General features: G+C 46.5%; 24 protein-coding genes. All 24 read left to right on the top strand.

Annotated elements, in window-relative coordinates; translation table 11 throughout:
- The first annotated feature begins 187 nt into the window (after positions 1-187).
- The 24 genes from rpsJ to map all read left to right on the top strand — a co-directional run bounded on the left by rpsJ (position 188) and on the right by map (position 12,423).
- Positions 188-496 carry a 30S ribosomal protein S10 gene (rpsJ, locus tag RSX24_RS30800; RefSeq protein ID WP_017692074.1) on the top strand — a complete coding sequence of 103 codons (309 nt, stop codon included), beginning with the start codon at positions 188-190 and terminating at the stop codon, positions 494-496.
- Positions 497-539: 43 nt separating this feature from the next.
- A complete protein-coding gene (rplC, locus tag RSX24_RS30795; protein WP_236421397.1) occupies positions 540-1,163 on the top strand; it encodes a 50S ribosomal protein L3 in 624 nt (207 codons plus the stop codon).
- A 25-nt stretch (positions 1,164-1,188) separates the two neighbouring features.
- Positions 1,189-1,812, top strand: coding sequence for a 50S ribosomal protein L4 (gene rplD / locus RSX24_RS30790; protein WP_236421398.1), 624 nt, complete (start codon positions 1,189-1,191; stop codon positions 1,810-1,812).
- On the top strand, positions 1,812-2,102 hold the full coding sequence (gene rplW / locus RSX24_RS30785) for a 50S ribosomal protein L23 (RefSeq protein ID WP_236421399.1): 291 nt from the start codon (positions 1,812-1,814) through the stop codon (positions 2,100-2,102). The genes rplD and rplW overlap by 1 nt, the downstream gene beginning before the upstream one ends.
- A 31-nt stretch (positions 2,103-2,133) precedes the next feature.
- Positions 2,134-2,964 carry a 50S ribosomal protein L2 gene (gene rplB, locus RSX24_RS30780; RefSeq protein ID WP_236421400.1) on the top strand — a complete coding sequence of 277 codons (831 nt, stop codon included), beginning with the start codon at positions 2,134-2,136 and terminating at the stop codon, positions 2,962-2,964.
- Between the two features lie 71 nt (positions 2,965-3,035).
- The gene (rpsS, locus tag RSX24_RS30775) at positions 3,036-3,314 is read left to right on the top strand and encodes a 30S ribosomal protein S19 (RefSeq protein ID WP_236421401.1); all 279 of its coding nucleotides are present in this window, start codon (positions 3,036-3,038) and stop codon (positions 3,312-3,314) included.
- 36 nt (positions 3,315-3,350) lie between these two features.
- Positions 3,351-3,683 (top strand): 50S ribosomal protein L22, encoded by a 333-nt coding sequence (rplV, locus tag RSX24_RS30770; protein ID WP_236421402.1) that lies wholly within the window; start codon positions 3,351-3,353, stop codon positions 3,681-3,683.
- A 15-nt stretch (positions 3,684-3,698) separates the two neighbouring features.
- Positions 3,699-4,364: a 30S ribosomal protein S3 gene (gene rpsC / locus RSX24_RS30765; RefSeq protein WP_236421403.1), complete on the top strand. Its 666-nt coding sequence runs from the start codon at positions 3,699-3,701 to the stop codon at positions 4,362-4,364.
- 2 nt (positions 4,365-4,366) lie between these two features.
- Positions 4,367-4,804: a 50S ribosomal protein L16 gene (gene rplP, locus RSX24_RS30760; RefSeq protein ID WP_236421404.1), complete on the top strand. Its 438-nt coding sequence runs from the start codon at positions 4,367-4,369 to the stop codon at positions 4,802-4,804.
- Positions 4,791-4,988 (top strand): 50S ribosomal protein L29, encoded by a 198-nt coding sequence (rpmC, locus tag RSX24_RS30755; protein WP_236421405.1) that lies wholly within the window; start codon positions 4,791-4,793, stop codon positions 4,986-4,988. Before rplP ends, rpmC begins: the two co-directional genes overlap by 14 nt.
- A gap of 47 nt (positions 4,989-5,035) precedes the next feature.
- Positions 5,036-5,302, top strand: coding sequence for a 30S ribosomal protein S17 (gene rpsQ, locus RSX24_RS30750; protein WP_236421406.1), 267 nt, complete (start codon positions 5,036-5,038; stop codon positions 5,300-5,302).
- A gap of 35 nt (positions 5,303-5,337) precedes the next feature.
- Positions 5,338-5,706 (top strand): 50S ribosomal protein L14, encoded by a 369-nt coding sequence (rplN, locus tag RSX24_RS30745; RefSeq protein WP_236421407.1) that lies wholly within the window; start codon positions 5,338-5,340, stop codon positions 5,704-5,706.
- Between the two features lie 39 nt (positions 5,707-5,745).
- A complete protein-coding gene (gene rplX, locus RSX24_RS30740; protein WP_090924672.1) occupies positions 5,746-6,099 on the top strand; it encodes a 50S ribosomal protein L24 in 354 nt (117 codons plus the stop codon).
- Positions 6,100-6,131: 32 nt separating this feature from the next.
- Positions 6,132-6,674 carry a 50S ribosomal protein L5 gene (gene rplE / locus RSX24_RS30735; protein WP_236421408.1) on the top strand — a complete coding sequence of 181 codons (543 nt, stop codon included), beginning with the start codon at positions 6,132-6,134 and terminating at the stop codon, positions 6,672-6,674.
- Positions 6,675-6,746: 72 nt separating this feature from the next.
- Complete coding sequence (locus RSX24_RS30730) at positions 6,747-6,932, top strand: type Z 30S ribosomal protein S14 (RefSeq protein WP_013312154.1); 186 nt, start codon at positions 6,747-6,749, stop codon at positions 6,930-6,932.
- Between the two features lie 32 nt (positions 6,933-6,964).
- Positions 6,965-7,363, top strand: coding sequence for a 30S ribosomal protein S8 (gene rpsH, locus RSX24_RS30725; protein WP_236421409.1), 399 nt, complete (start codon positions 6,965-6,967; stop codon positions 7,361-7,363).
- Positions 7,364-7,393: 30 nt separating this feature from the next.
- Complete coding sequence (gene rplF, locus RSX24_RS30720) at positions 7,394-7,936, top strand: 50S ribosomal protein L6 (RefSeq protein WP_236421410.1); 543 nt, start codon at positions 7,394-7,396, stop codon at positions 7,934-7,936.
- Between the two features lie 117 nt (positions 7,937-8,053).
- Positions 8,054-8,422, top strand: coding sequence for a 50S ribosomal protein L18 (rplR, locus tag RSX24_RS30715; RefSeq protein WP_236421411.1), 369 nt, complete (start codon positions 8,054-8,056; stop codon positions 8,420-8,422).
- 30 nt (positions 8,423-8,452) lie between these two features.
- On the top strand, positions 8,453-8,950 hold the full coding sequence (gene rpsE, locus RSX24_RS30710; protein WP_236421431.1) for a 30S ribosomal protein S5: 498 nt from the start codon (positions 8,453-8,455) through the stop codon (positions 8,948-8,950).
- 13 nt (positions 8,951-8,963) lie between these two features.
- Positions 8,964-9,149, top strand: a complete 186-nt coding sequence (gene rpmD / locus RSX24_RS30705; protein WP_236421412.1) for a 50S ribosomal protein L30 — start codon at positions 8,964-8,966, stop codon at positions 9,147-9,149.
- A 42-nt stretch (positions 9,150-9,191) separates the two neighbouring features.
- Positions 9,192-9,632 (top strand): 50S ribosomal protein L15, encoded by a 441-nt coding sequence (rplO, locus tag RSX24_RS30700; RefSeq protein WP_236421413.1) that lies wholly within the window; start codon positions 9,192-9,194, stop codon positions 9,630-9,632.
- Positions 9,632-10,930, top strand: a complete 1,299-nt coding sequence (secY, locus tag RSX24_RS30695) for a preprotein translocase subunit SecY (protein WP_236421414.1) — start codon at positions 9,632-9,634, stop codon at positions 10,928-10,930. Before rplO ends, secY begins: the two co-directional genes overlap by 1 nt.
- Before the next feature lie 91 nt (positions 10,931-11,021).
- Positions 11,022-11,666, top strand: coding sequence for an adenylate kinase (locus RSX24_RS30690; protein ID WP_236421415.1), 645 nt, complete (start codon positions 11,022-11,024; stop codon positions 11,664-11,666).
- Positions 11,667-11,670: 4 nt separating this feature from the next.
- Entirely contained in the window at positions 11,671-12,423 is a 753-nt protein-coding gene (gene map, locus RSX24_RS30685) for a type I methionyl aminopeptidase (RefSeq protein ID WP_339274787.1), read from the top strand.
- Positions 12,424-12,425 lie beyond the last annotated feature (2 nt).

Genomic DNA, 12,425 nt, shown 5'->3' with positions numbered 1-12,425 from the left:
AAATGTATTTCTTAAATATGCTTGCAATACGCCTATCTTTTCTGTATAATAATGAATGTTGTTCTGAGACGTTGCGATGATGTGAGAGGTTACTGACACACCCGGCCCCTTTGCCATGGGAGGGTGGTCGGAAAATTTTCACGGAGTATGTCCGATACCAAATTGGGCGATAGAAGGAGGGACTAAAATGGCAAAGCAAAAAATTCGTATTCGTTTGAAAGCTTACGACCACAGAATTCTTGATCAATCCGCGGAGAAAATTGTTGAAACAGCAAAACGTTCCGGTGCTGGTGTATCCGGTCCGATTCCGCTTCCGACTGAAAAACAAATCATTACTATTCTTCGTGCGGTGCACAAGTACAAGGATTCTCGGGAACAGTTCGAGCAGCGTACACATAAACGTTTGATCGACATCGTTAACCCGACTCCACAAACTGTGGATGCCTTGATGCGCTTGGATCTGCCGTCCGGTGTAGATATCGAAATCAAACTGTAATAGATGAAATAAATCTCATGTACAAAGGAAAAGAGGTGTCAACATGAAAGGTATCTTAGGAAAAAAACTTGGAATGACTCAAGTGTTTACGGCTGAAGGTAATGTTATTCCTGTAACAGTTATCGAAGCAGGACCTTGTGTTGTTTTGCAAAAGAAAGATCTTGAGAATGATGGCTACGAAGCAATTCAAATCGGCTATGCTGACAAGAAAGAGAAAAATGCTAACAAGCCAGAAGCAGGGCACGCCAAAAAAGCGAACACTGCCCCTAAGCGCTACGTTCGTGAACTTCGCGGAATCAACCTTGCGGATTATGAAGTTGGCCAAGAGTTGAAAGCTGATATTTTCGCAGAAGGCGAGTTTGTTGACGTAACGGGTATTTCCAAAGGTAAAGGTTTTGCCGGCGTAATCAAACGTTGGGGACAAAGCACTGGTCCTATGTCTCACGGTTCGCGTTACCACCGTGGTCCGGGTTCCATGGGTTCCATCCAAGCGAACCGCGTTCCTAAAGGTAAACACTTGCCAGGACACATGGGTCATGAAACAGTAACGATCCAACGTCTTGAAGTTGTTAAAGTCGACGCTGAGCGTAACGTTCTGCTCGTTAAAGGCTCCATCCCAGGACCTAAAAACAGCTTCGTGAATGTTAAAGAAACGGTGAAAAAATAACCACTAAAGAAAGGAGGAACACGAAATGCCAAAAGTAGCAGTTTACAATGTTGAAGGTAGCCAAGTTGGCGAAGTAGAATTGAATGATGCAGTATTCGGTATCGAGCCGAACGTGCATGTTCTTCACGATGCAGTATTGCTGCAACGCGCTTCCCTGCGTGCGGGTACTCACAAAGTAAAAGGACGTTCCGAAGTCCGTGGCGGTGGACGTAAGCCTTGGAAACAAAAAGGTACAGGTCGCGCTCGTCAAGGTTCGATTCGTTCTCCACAATGGAAAGGCGGCGGTATCGTATTTGGTCCGACTCCTCGGAGCTATGCGTTCAAACTGCCTAAAAAAGTTCGTCGTTTGGCGATCAAATCGGCTCTTTCTTCCAAAGTTGTCGACAAAGACATTATCGTATTGGACGCTCTTGCACTGAGCACGCCAAAAACCAAAGAATTTGTTAACATTCTGAGCAAACTGAATGTTGACCGCAAAGCTTTGATCGTAGCTCCTAGCTTCGATGATAATGTTGCACTTTCCGCACGGAATATTCCAGGCGTGAAATTCGTTGCAGCTGACGGCATTAATGTTCTTGACGTGCTCGCGCACGACAAACTGATCATTACGAAGGAAGCAGTTCAGAAGGTAGAGGAGGTGCTCGCGTAATGAAGGATCCTCGTGATATTATCAAACGTCCGATTATTACGGAACGTACTGCTGACATGATGAACGACTTGAAATATGTATTTGAAGTCGATATCCGTGCAAACAAAACCGAGGTAAAAAAAGCTGTAGAAGCGATCTTTGGCGTGAAAGTGAAAAACGTGAACACTCTTCGTGTTCCGGCGAAACCAAAACGCTATGGCCGTTACAGTGGTTACACTTCCGAGTGGAAAAAAGCGTTCGTTACGCTGACTTCGGACAGCAAATCGCTTGAGTTCTTTGAAACTGTTTAATTGATCTTGCTAAAGTAAGGAGGGAAAACTCGTGCCAATCAAAAAGTATAAACCGACATCCCCGGCAAGACGGAATATGTCCGTATCGACATTTGAGGAAATCACCACAAATCAGCCGGAGAAATCGTTGCTCGCTCCTTTGAGTAAAAAGGCAGGCCGCAACAACCAAGGTAAAATTACGGTTCGTCACCACGGTGGTGGACACAAACGTAAATACCGTATCATTGACTTCAAACGGACCAAAGATGGAATACCGGGCCGCGTTGCTACAATCGAGTACGATCCAAACCGTACTTCGAACATCGCCCTGATCCACTATGCTGATGGTGAGAAACGTTACATCATCGCGCCTAAAGGTCTGAAAGTTGGCGATCAAGTGTTCTCTGGACCAGAAGCCGACATCAAAATCGGTAACGCGCTCCCATTGGAAAACATTCCAGTAGGTACCGTTATCCACAACATCGAGTTGAAACCAGGTAAAGGCGGACAGTTGGTTCGTGCTGCTGGTACAGAAGCTCAATTGCTCGGTAAAGAAGAAAAATACGTTTCCGTTCGTCTCTCTTCCGGAGAAGTTCGCCGTATTCTGAAAGTTTGCCGTGCAACAATCGGTTCCGTAGGTAACGAAGACCACGAGCTCGTGAAAATCGGTAAAGCCGGTCGTAGCCGTTGGTTGGGTCAACGTCCTGAAGTTCGCGGGGTAGTAATGAACCCTAACGATCACCCTCACGGTGGTGGTGAAGGCCGCGCTCCAATCGGACGTAAATCGCCTATGTCTCCATGGGGTAAACCAACTCTTGGTTACAAAACGCGTAAGAAAAACAAAGCTTCTGATAAATACATCATCCGTCGCCGCACGAAGTAATACACACTGTGCATAACTTCGTGAGGCATCTACGGATGCATAATAGCAACGGTTGAAGGGAGGATTTTACCATGAGTCGCAGTTTGAAAAAAGGGCCTTTTATTGATGGCTACCTGCTCAAAAAAGTAGAAGACATGGACGCTTCCGGCAAGAAACTTGTCATCAAAACGTGGTCCCGTCGTTCTACAATTTTCCCGCAATTCATCGGACATACATTTGGCGTTTACGATGGTCGTAAACACGTGCCGGTTTATGTTACTGAGGATATGGTCGGACACAAACTGGGTGAGTTCGCTCCAACCCGTACGTACAAAGGCCATACAGATGACGATAAGAAAACAAGAAGATAAATTGATTATCTCTAACGTTTGAGAGGAGGTTACACAATGGAAGCAAAAGCACATGCTAAGTTTATCCGCATTGCTCCTCGTAAAGTTCAACTCGTTGTTGACTTGATTCGCGGCAAGCAAGTTGGTGAGGCGGTTGCCATTCTTCGCCATACTCCGAAATCCGCTTCTCCGGTTGTTGAGAAATTGCTCAACTCGGCGATTGCGAATGCGGAACACAACTACTCTATGGATGTTAATAACTTGGTTGTTTCTCAAGTGTTCGTAAACCAAGGACCGACAATGAAACGTTTCCGCCCTCGTGCAATGGGACGTGCAAGTCGTATTAACAAACGTACTAGCCACATCACTTTGGTGGTATCTGAAAAATAGAAGGAGGGAAAACGTGTGGGCCAAAAGGTAAATCCAGTCGGACTTCGTGTCGGTATTATTCGTGACTGGGAATCGAAATGGTATGCAGGCAAGGACTTCGGTGATCTCTTGTTGGAAGACGTGAAGATTCGTGAATTCCTTAAAAATAAACTGAAAGACTCCGCTGTATCTCGCATCGAAATCGAGAGAGCGGCAAACCGTGTGAACGTAACAATCCACACCGCGAAACCAGGTATGGTTATCGGTAAAGGTGGTTCGGAAGTTGAAAATCTGCGTGGTCAAATCACCAAAATCGCAGGTGGCAAAAAAGTTCACATCAACATCTCTGAAATCAAAAACCAAGACCTGGACGCAGTCCTCGTTGCTGAAAGCATTGCACAACAACTGGAACGCCGTGTTTCTTTCCGTCGTGCTCTGAAACAAGCAATTCAAAGAACTATGCGCTCCGGTGCTAAAGGGATCAAAACTCAAGTGGGCGGACGTCTTGGCGGTGCTGAGATCGCACGTTCGGAAGGCTACAGCGAAGGAACTGTTCCACTGCATACGCTTCGTGCCGACATCGACTACGGTACAGCTGAAGCTCATACTACTTACGGTCGTCTGGGCGTAAAAGTATGGATCTATCGTGGAGAGGTTCTTCCTACGGCTAAGAAACAAGCTGCTAAGGAAGGAGGCAACTAATCATGTTGGTACCAAAACGTGTAAAACACCGTAAGCAACAACGCGGTCACATGAAAGGCCAAGCTAAAGGCGGAACTACGCTGAACTTCGGCGAATACGGTCTGCAAGCAACGGAACCAGCTTGGATTACTAACCGTCAAATCGAAGCGGCTCGTATCGCGATGACTCGTTATATCAAACGTGGCGGTAAAGTATGGATCAAAATTTTCCCTGATAAACCGATCACTCAAAAGCCTCTCGAGGTTCGTATGGGTAGCGGTAAAGGTAACGTAGAAAAATGGGTAGCAATTGTGAAACCAGGCAAGATCATGTTCGAACTTGCTGGCGTACCAGAAGAAGTTGCTCGTGAAGCAATGCGTCTGGCTGCTCACAAACTGCCGATCAAAACGAAGTTTGTGAAACGTGAAGAAGTGGGTGGTGAAGCAAATGAAAGCAACTGAATTTCGCAACCTAACCTCTGCTGAAATCGAGCAAAAGATTGCCGGATTTAAAGAAGAACTCTTTAATCTGCGCTTTCAACTTGCTACCGGTCAGCTGGATAACCCGACTCGGATCCGTGATGTGCGGAAAGAAATAGCTCGTGCTAAAACCATTATCCGTGAAAGAGAACTGGGAATCGGTTAATATCGACCGGATGGATATTCCGTCCGTGATCAGGAAGGAGGCCAACAATGAGCGAAGAACGTAACGCACGTAAAGTGCAAATCGGTAAAGTGGTTAGTGACAAAATGGACAAAACAATCGTTGTTGCTGTAGAAACTTACAAAAAACACGACTTGTACCATAAACGCATTAAATACACAAAAAAATTCAAAGCGCATGACGAAGAAAACACTGCGAAAATCGGTGACACCGTGAAAATCATGGAAACTCGTCCGCTTTCGAAAGATAAACGCTGGAGACTGGTTGATGTCGTTGAAAAAGCGGTTATCATCTAATGACTCGGCAGCATAGCTGAAAGGAGGAAAACTAAATGATTCAACCATTTACACGTTTGGCTGTAGCCGACAACTCTGGTGCGAAGGAACTGATGTGTATCCGTGTACTGGGTGGTACGGGACGTCGTACAGCTCAAATCGGCGATCTGATCGTTTGCTCTGTAAAACAAGCAACACCAGGCGGCGTTGTCAAAAAGGGTGATGTAGTAAGAGCGGTTGTCGTTCGTACGAAACGTTCTGTACGTCGTAAAGACGGTTCCTACATCGGCTTTGACGAAAACGCAGCGGTTGTTGTCAAAGAAGACAGAAGCCCGCGCGGAACACGTATTTTCGGACCTGTTGCTCGTGAACTTCGCGAGAAGGATTTCATGAAAATCGTTTCCTTGGCTCCAGAAGTTATCTAATAGCTTAGCTCGTGATGTGAGAAACAGGAGGTGTACGAAATGCCAAGAGTGAAAAAAGTTCTGGAATCCCATAACAACAAACTTCACGTGAAAAAGGAAGACACAGTTATGGTGATCAGCGGTAAAGACAAAGGCAAAAAAGGCCGTGTCATCGCTGCTTATCCTCGTGAGAACCGCGTCCTTGTGGAAGGTGTGAACATGGTGAAAAAACACCAGAAGCCTAACCAACAAAACCCGCAAGGCGGCATCATCGAGAAAGAAGCTCCGATTCATGTTTCCAACGTGATGCATATCGATCCAAAGAGCGGAAAAGTAACCCGTATCGGTTACAAAGTATTGGATAACGGTAAAAAAGTTCGCGTTGCAAAACGTTCCGGAGAAATCATCGACTAATCGAACCGATCAAGAAAGGAGGGCTATGATTCATGGCATCAAGAATGAAAGAACGTTACCTGAACGAAATCACTCCTGCTTTGGTGCAGAAGTTTAACTATACGACGGTAATGCAAGTGCCGAAAATCGAGAAAGTTGTAATCAACATGGGTGTGGGCGATGCAGTCCAAAACTCCAAAGTGTTGGATTCGGCTGTAAACGATTTGCAGCTGATCGCAGGTCAAAAACCTGTAATCACTCGTGCGAAAAAATCTATCGCAGGTTTCAAACTGCGTGAGAACATGCCAATCGGTGTGAAAGTAACGCTGCGCGGTGAGCGTATGTACTACTTCCTCGATAAATTGTTCAACGTAACTTTGCCACGCGTCCGCGACTTCCGCGGTGTGTCCAGCAAAGCGTTTGACGGCCGTGGTAACTACACTCTGGGTCTGAAAGAGCAATTGATCTTCCCAGAGATCGAGTACGATAAAGTAGACAAAGTTCGCGGTATGGACATTGTTATCGTAACTACTGCAAAAACTGACGAAGAGTCCCGCGAGTTGCTTACGCAACTGGGAATGCCTTTCGTAAAATAAGTTGACGTAACGTTTCCGGGTGTCTGGAAAGACTCCCTTTTCTCCGAAATTATTTAGGAGGTGTCAGGCTAAGTGGCAAAAACTTCGATGAAAGTTAAACAACAACGCACACCTAAGTTCAAAGTACGTGCTTATACACGCTGTGAGCGTTGCGGACGTCCACACTCGGTGCTGCAGAAGTTCAAAATTTGCAGAATTTGCTTCCGTGAATTAGCTTATAAAGGCCAGATTCCTGGCGTGAAAAAAGCAAGCTGGTAAAAAGTTCTGAACGGGAAGGAGGTTAACTCACAATGACTATGTCTGATCCAATTGCAGATATGCTTACTCGTATTCGTAACGCGAACACGGTTCGTCACGAAACGGTAGAAATGCCTGCTTCGACGATGAAAAAACAAATCGCTGACATTCTGAAGCGTGAAGGTTTCATCCGTGATGCAGAATATATCGATGATAACAAACAAGGGATTATCCGTGTTTTCCTGAAATACGGACAAAACAACGAGCGCGTTATCTCTGGTCTGAAAAGAATCAGTAAACCAGGTCTTCGTGTTTACACGAAGAGCAACGAAGTACCTCGCGTACTTGGCGGTCTCGGAATCGCGATCATCTCGACATCCAAAGGTGTTATGACGGACAAAGAAGCTCGTCAAGCAAAAGCCGGCGGCGAAGTCGTATGCTACGTTTGGTAATATAACGTCACAAGATAGGAGGTGCAACATATGTCCCGTATTGGTCGCAAACCAATCACTGTACCAAGTGGTGTAGACATCACTTTGGAAAACTCCGTTATTACGGTTAAAGGTCCAAAAGGAACGTTGACTCGTGAACTTCACAAAGACATGAAGGTCACAGTTGAAAACAACGAAATTACAGTTGTGCGTCCTTCCGACAACAAAACTCACCGTTCCCTGCACGGAACTACGCGTAGCGTTGTAAACAACATGGTGAGTGGCGTAACTGAAGGTTTCGCAAAATCTCTGGAACTGGTTGGGGTCGGATATCGTGCAAGCAAATCCGGAGATAAAATCGTACTGAACGTTGGATACTCCCACCCGGTTGAAATCACTCCGGAAGCGGGAATCGAATTCGAAGTTCCTTCGAATACGAAAATCATCGTTCGCGGGATCGACAAAGAGCGCGTAGGTGCTTACGCTGCTAAAATCCGTTCCGTTCGTGAACCTGAGCCGTACAAAGGTAAAGGTATTAAATATGAAGGCGAGCGTATCATCCGTAAGGAAGGTAAAGCCGGTAAGAAGAAATAAGATTTCTCTTACCGCCTTTGCGCGGCTTTCGGCTTGCTTGCTTCTCGTGTATCTAATATACCCCGTGGCTTCATCTCTGAAGCCTGCGAGGTAACCTGAAAGGAGTGAAATCCAGAGATGATTACGAAACAGGATAAAAACAAGGCACGTCTGAAAAGACATCTGCGCGTTCGTAAGAAAATCCAAGGAACGGCAGCGCGTCCTCGTTTGAACGTTTTCCGTTCTGGTAAACATATTTACGCTCAAATCATCGATGACGTAGCTGGTGTAACGATCGCTTCCGCGTCTACTGTAGACAAAGAACTGAGCAGCGACATCAAAAACGGCGCATCTGTTGAGTCTGCTCGTAAAGTTGGCGAACTCGTCGCTAAACGTGCGAAAGACAAAGGTGTATCGAACATCGTATTTGACCGTAGCGGTTATCTGTACCATGGTCGCATCGCAGCATTGGCTGAAGCGGCTCGTGAAGCAGGACTTGAGTTTTAAGATATTTTTCAAAAGGAGGTTAACGACTTGTTGCGTGTAGATCCGAATACTTTGGAACTGACTGAAAGAGTTGTAAATATTAATCGCGTAGCTAAAGTAGTAAAAGGCGGACGTCGTTTCAGCTTCAGCGCACTGGTTGTTGTCGGTGACGGCAATGGCTGGGTTGGAGCTGGTATCGGTAAAGCAGGCGAAGTACCTGACGCGATTCGCAAAGGTATCGAAGATGCTAAGAAAAATCTGATCCACGTACCACTCGTAGGAACTTCGATTCCTCACTTGGTAACTGGTAAATTCGGCGCAGGACGCGTTCTGTTGAAACCAGCTGCTGAAGGTACTGGAGTTATCGCCGGCGGTCCGGTTCGTGCGGTTCTCGAGCTGGCTGGTGTGGGCGACATTTTGACAAAATCTCTGGGTTCTTCGAATTCCATGAACATGGTCAATGCGACTTTGGAAGGTTTGTCCCGTTTGAAACGTGCTGAAGATGTTGCAAAACTGCGCGGCAAATCCGTCGAAGAGCTTCTGGGTTAAGGAGGGGAATCTCATGGCTAAATTGGAAATTACCCTCGTCCGCAGCTTGATCGGACGTCCGGAGACGCAAAGAACAACTGTGAAAACATTGGGCTTGCGCAAAATCAACAGCAAAGTGGTTCAAAACGACAATCCTGCCATTCGTGGTATGATCAACAAAGTAAGCCACCTGGTTTCTGTTAAAGAAATCGAGGCTTAAGACGGGTAAATCCCACAAATCTTTAAGGAGGTGCAACGAACGATGAAGTTACATGAGCTTTCCCCAGCTCCTGGATCCCGCAAAGAGCGCAAACGCGTAGGTCGCGGTCCAAGTAGCGGTACGGGTAAAACATCAGGTCGCGGTCACAAAGGACAAAACGCTCGTTCCGGCGGTGGTGTGCGTCCGGGCTTCGAAGGTGGACAAAATCCATTGTATCGTCGCTTGCCAAAACGCGGTTTCGTAAACCCAACTCGCAAAGAATATGCGGTTGTGAATATTGAAGACCTGAACAGTTTTGCTGCGGGTACTGAAGTAACTCCAGAATTGCTGCTGACAAACGGCGTTGTTAAAAACGCTAAGTCCGGCATCAAAATTCTGGGTAACGGCGAAGTCACTGTACAGTTGACTGTTAAAGCTAACAAGTTTTCTCAATCTGCGGTGGAGAAAATTGAAGCTGCCGGCGGTAAAACCGAGGTGATTTAATGTTCAAGACCCTAAAGAATATCTGGCGGGTTGAAGATCTGCGCAAAAGGGTATTATTTACCCTTTTTGTCCTGATCATTTATCGCATCGGATCGTTCGTTCCTGTACCGGGAGTTGACAAAGCAGTTTTTGAAGCAACAAACTCTGCAGGTAAGGAAATTTTTGGGCTGCTTAATACGTTCTCGGGTGGAGCGCTGTTCCAGTTCTCGATTTTTGCACTCGGGATCGTACCTTACATTACAGCATCGATTATCGTGCAGCTGCTGTCCATGGACGTCATTCCTAAATTGACAGAATGGGCTAAGCAGGGCGAGCAGGGTAAGAAAAAATCGGCACAGCTTACGCGTTACCTAACGGTAGCTTTGGCATTGATTCAAGCGTTTGGTACTTCGATCGGATTCAATCGCTTGTACAATACTCAAATGATACCGAATGCAACCTTTGCAGATTATATCCTGATCGCAATTGTTCTTACAGCGGGTACATCATTCCTGATGTGGCTTGGTGAGCAGATCACCGAGAAGGGCATCGGAAACGGGATTTCGATTTTGATCTTTGCAGGTATCCTGGCAACAGCGCCTAACATTATCAAACAAACCATCGAGTCCGATTTCATCCAAGCTGATCAATTGTTTATGAACATCCTGAAAGGTGTAATCATTGCAATCGTGATTGTATTGATTATCATGGGGGTCATTTACATTCAGCAGGCGATTCGGAAAATTCCGGTTCAATATGCCAAACGCGTTGTAGGCAACAAAATGTACGGTGGACAGAATACTCACATTCCGCTGAAGATTAATGCAGCTGGTGTAATTCCTGTCATCTTTGCTTCGTCACTGCTGATGTTCCCTACGATCATCGCAAACTTCTGGGCTGACCGTGCTTGGGCACAATGGATCGGAGCCAACCTGACAACGCACAAACCACTCGGTATGGTATTGTATGTTGTCATGATCTTTGGTTTCACCTTCTTCTATACTTTCGTACAGATGAATCCGCAGCAGATGGCTGATAACATGAAAAAGAACGGCGGTTACATCCCAGGCATTCGCCCGGGGAAAGCAACTGAGAAATATTTGACCCGCGTCATGACTCGTTTGACAATGGCCGGAGCCATCTTCTTGGCTGTCATTTCCGTACTGCCTGTAATCTTGGGCGCACTTTCTGGTTTGCCTCAATCCGCGCAAATTGGAGGAACTTCCCTCCTGATCGTTGTCGGTGTTGCGCTGGATACGATGAAGCAAATCGAAAGCCAATTGATCAAACGCCACTACAAAGGTTTTATCAATAAATAGGCAATAGGTACCGGTCAAGCTAACATTTACTTGCCCGGCACCTATTGTGCTGTTTGTTGATGTAGGGTAGTCTTGGAGGGAGTGACATAACGTGAACATCCTATTCATGGGCCCTCCGGGGGCAGGAAAAGGAACGCAAGCAGACGTCATCGTGAAAGAGTTCGGTATTCCCCATATCTCAACAGGCGATGCATTTCGCCTCGCGATTAAACAGGGAACTCCCATTGGCCTGAAAGCCAAGGAATACATGGATCAAGGTTTGCTCGTACCGGATGATGTGACCATCGGCATCGTTGAAGAACGTTTGCAGCAGCCTGATTGCAAGGAAGGTTTTCTCTTGGATGGATTTCCAAGAACCCTTTCCCAAGCAGAAGCGCTGGATGGCATTCTGGAACGTTTGAACTCTGGTCTGGATCATGTCATCAATCTGAAAGTAGACCGCAACAAGCTGCTGGCTCGTCTTACCGGACGCCGGATTTGCAAAAATTGCGGAGCTACTTATCATGTCGTGTTTAATCCGCCTAAGCAGGAAGGTATTTGTGATAAATGCGGAGGCGAGTTATACCAACGCTCGGATGATAACGAGGAGAGCGTAGGCACACGCCTTGACGAATATATCAACAAAACAGCACCACTCCTCACGTTCTATGAGAACAAGGATCTCCTTCGCCAAATTGACGGAGAGCAAGAGATCGAACAGGTTTCTCAAGAAATCGTGTCCTTGTTGCGGGGTTAATTGAATGATCATTGGTAAGTCAGAAACGGAACTGGGCTTGATGAGGGAAGCAGGGAGGATTGTTGCGGAAACGCATCGGCTCCTGGCAGAGCATATCGCTCCCGGAATTACGACTGGTGAACTTGACCATATGGCCGATCAATATATCCGTAGTCAAGGAGCTGTGCCGTCTTTCAAAGGTTATAACGGTTTTCCTGCCAGTGTGTGCGCTTCAGTCAATGAAGAGTTGGTGCATGGATTTCCCGGCAAACGCAAGTTGAACGAAGGCGATATCGTTACGTTTGACATTGGCGCGCAGTACCAGGGGTATCATGGAGATTCTGCCTGGACTTATCCAGTCGGCCGTATTTCCGAAGAAGCCGAGCGTCTTCTGGACGTTACCGAGGCTTCGTTATACGCAGGTCTGGCGCTGGTTAAACCGGACGTTCGCTTGTTTACAATATCTCATGCGATTCAAAAATATATCGAGGATGCAGGCTTTTCAGTTGTTCGCGAATATACCGGTCACGGCATAGGCGCAGAGCTGCACGAAGATCCTGATATTCCGAACTACGGTCTCCCTGATCGGGGACCACGGCTCAAAGCGGGCATGGTGCTGGCCATTGAGCCGATGGTTAACGCAGGCAAACGGTATGTGAGAACATTGGAGGATAATTGGACCGTCGTCACAGTAGATGGCTCATTATGCGCCCACTTTGAACACACCGTGGCAGTTACGCCCGATGGCATGGAAATTTTCACAAAACTGAATGCGTAGGT

It is taken from the genome of Paenibacillus hubeiensis (genome assembly GCF_032334105.1).
Lineage (GTDB): Bacteria > Bacillota > Bacilli > Paenibacillales > Paenibacillaceae > Paenibacillus > Paenibacillus hubeiensis.
The sequence above is the reverse complement of the archived record's forward strand: the minus strand, read 5'-3'. Positions and strand labels throughout refer to the sequence as shown.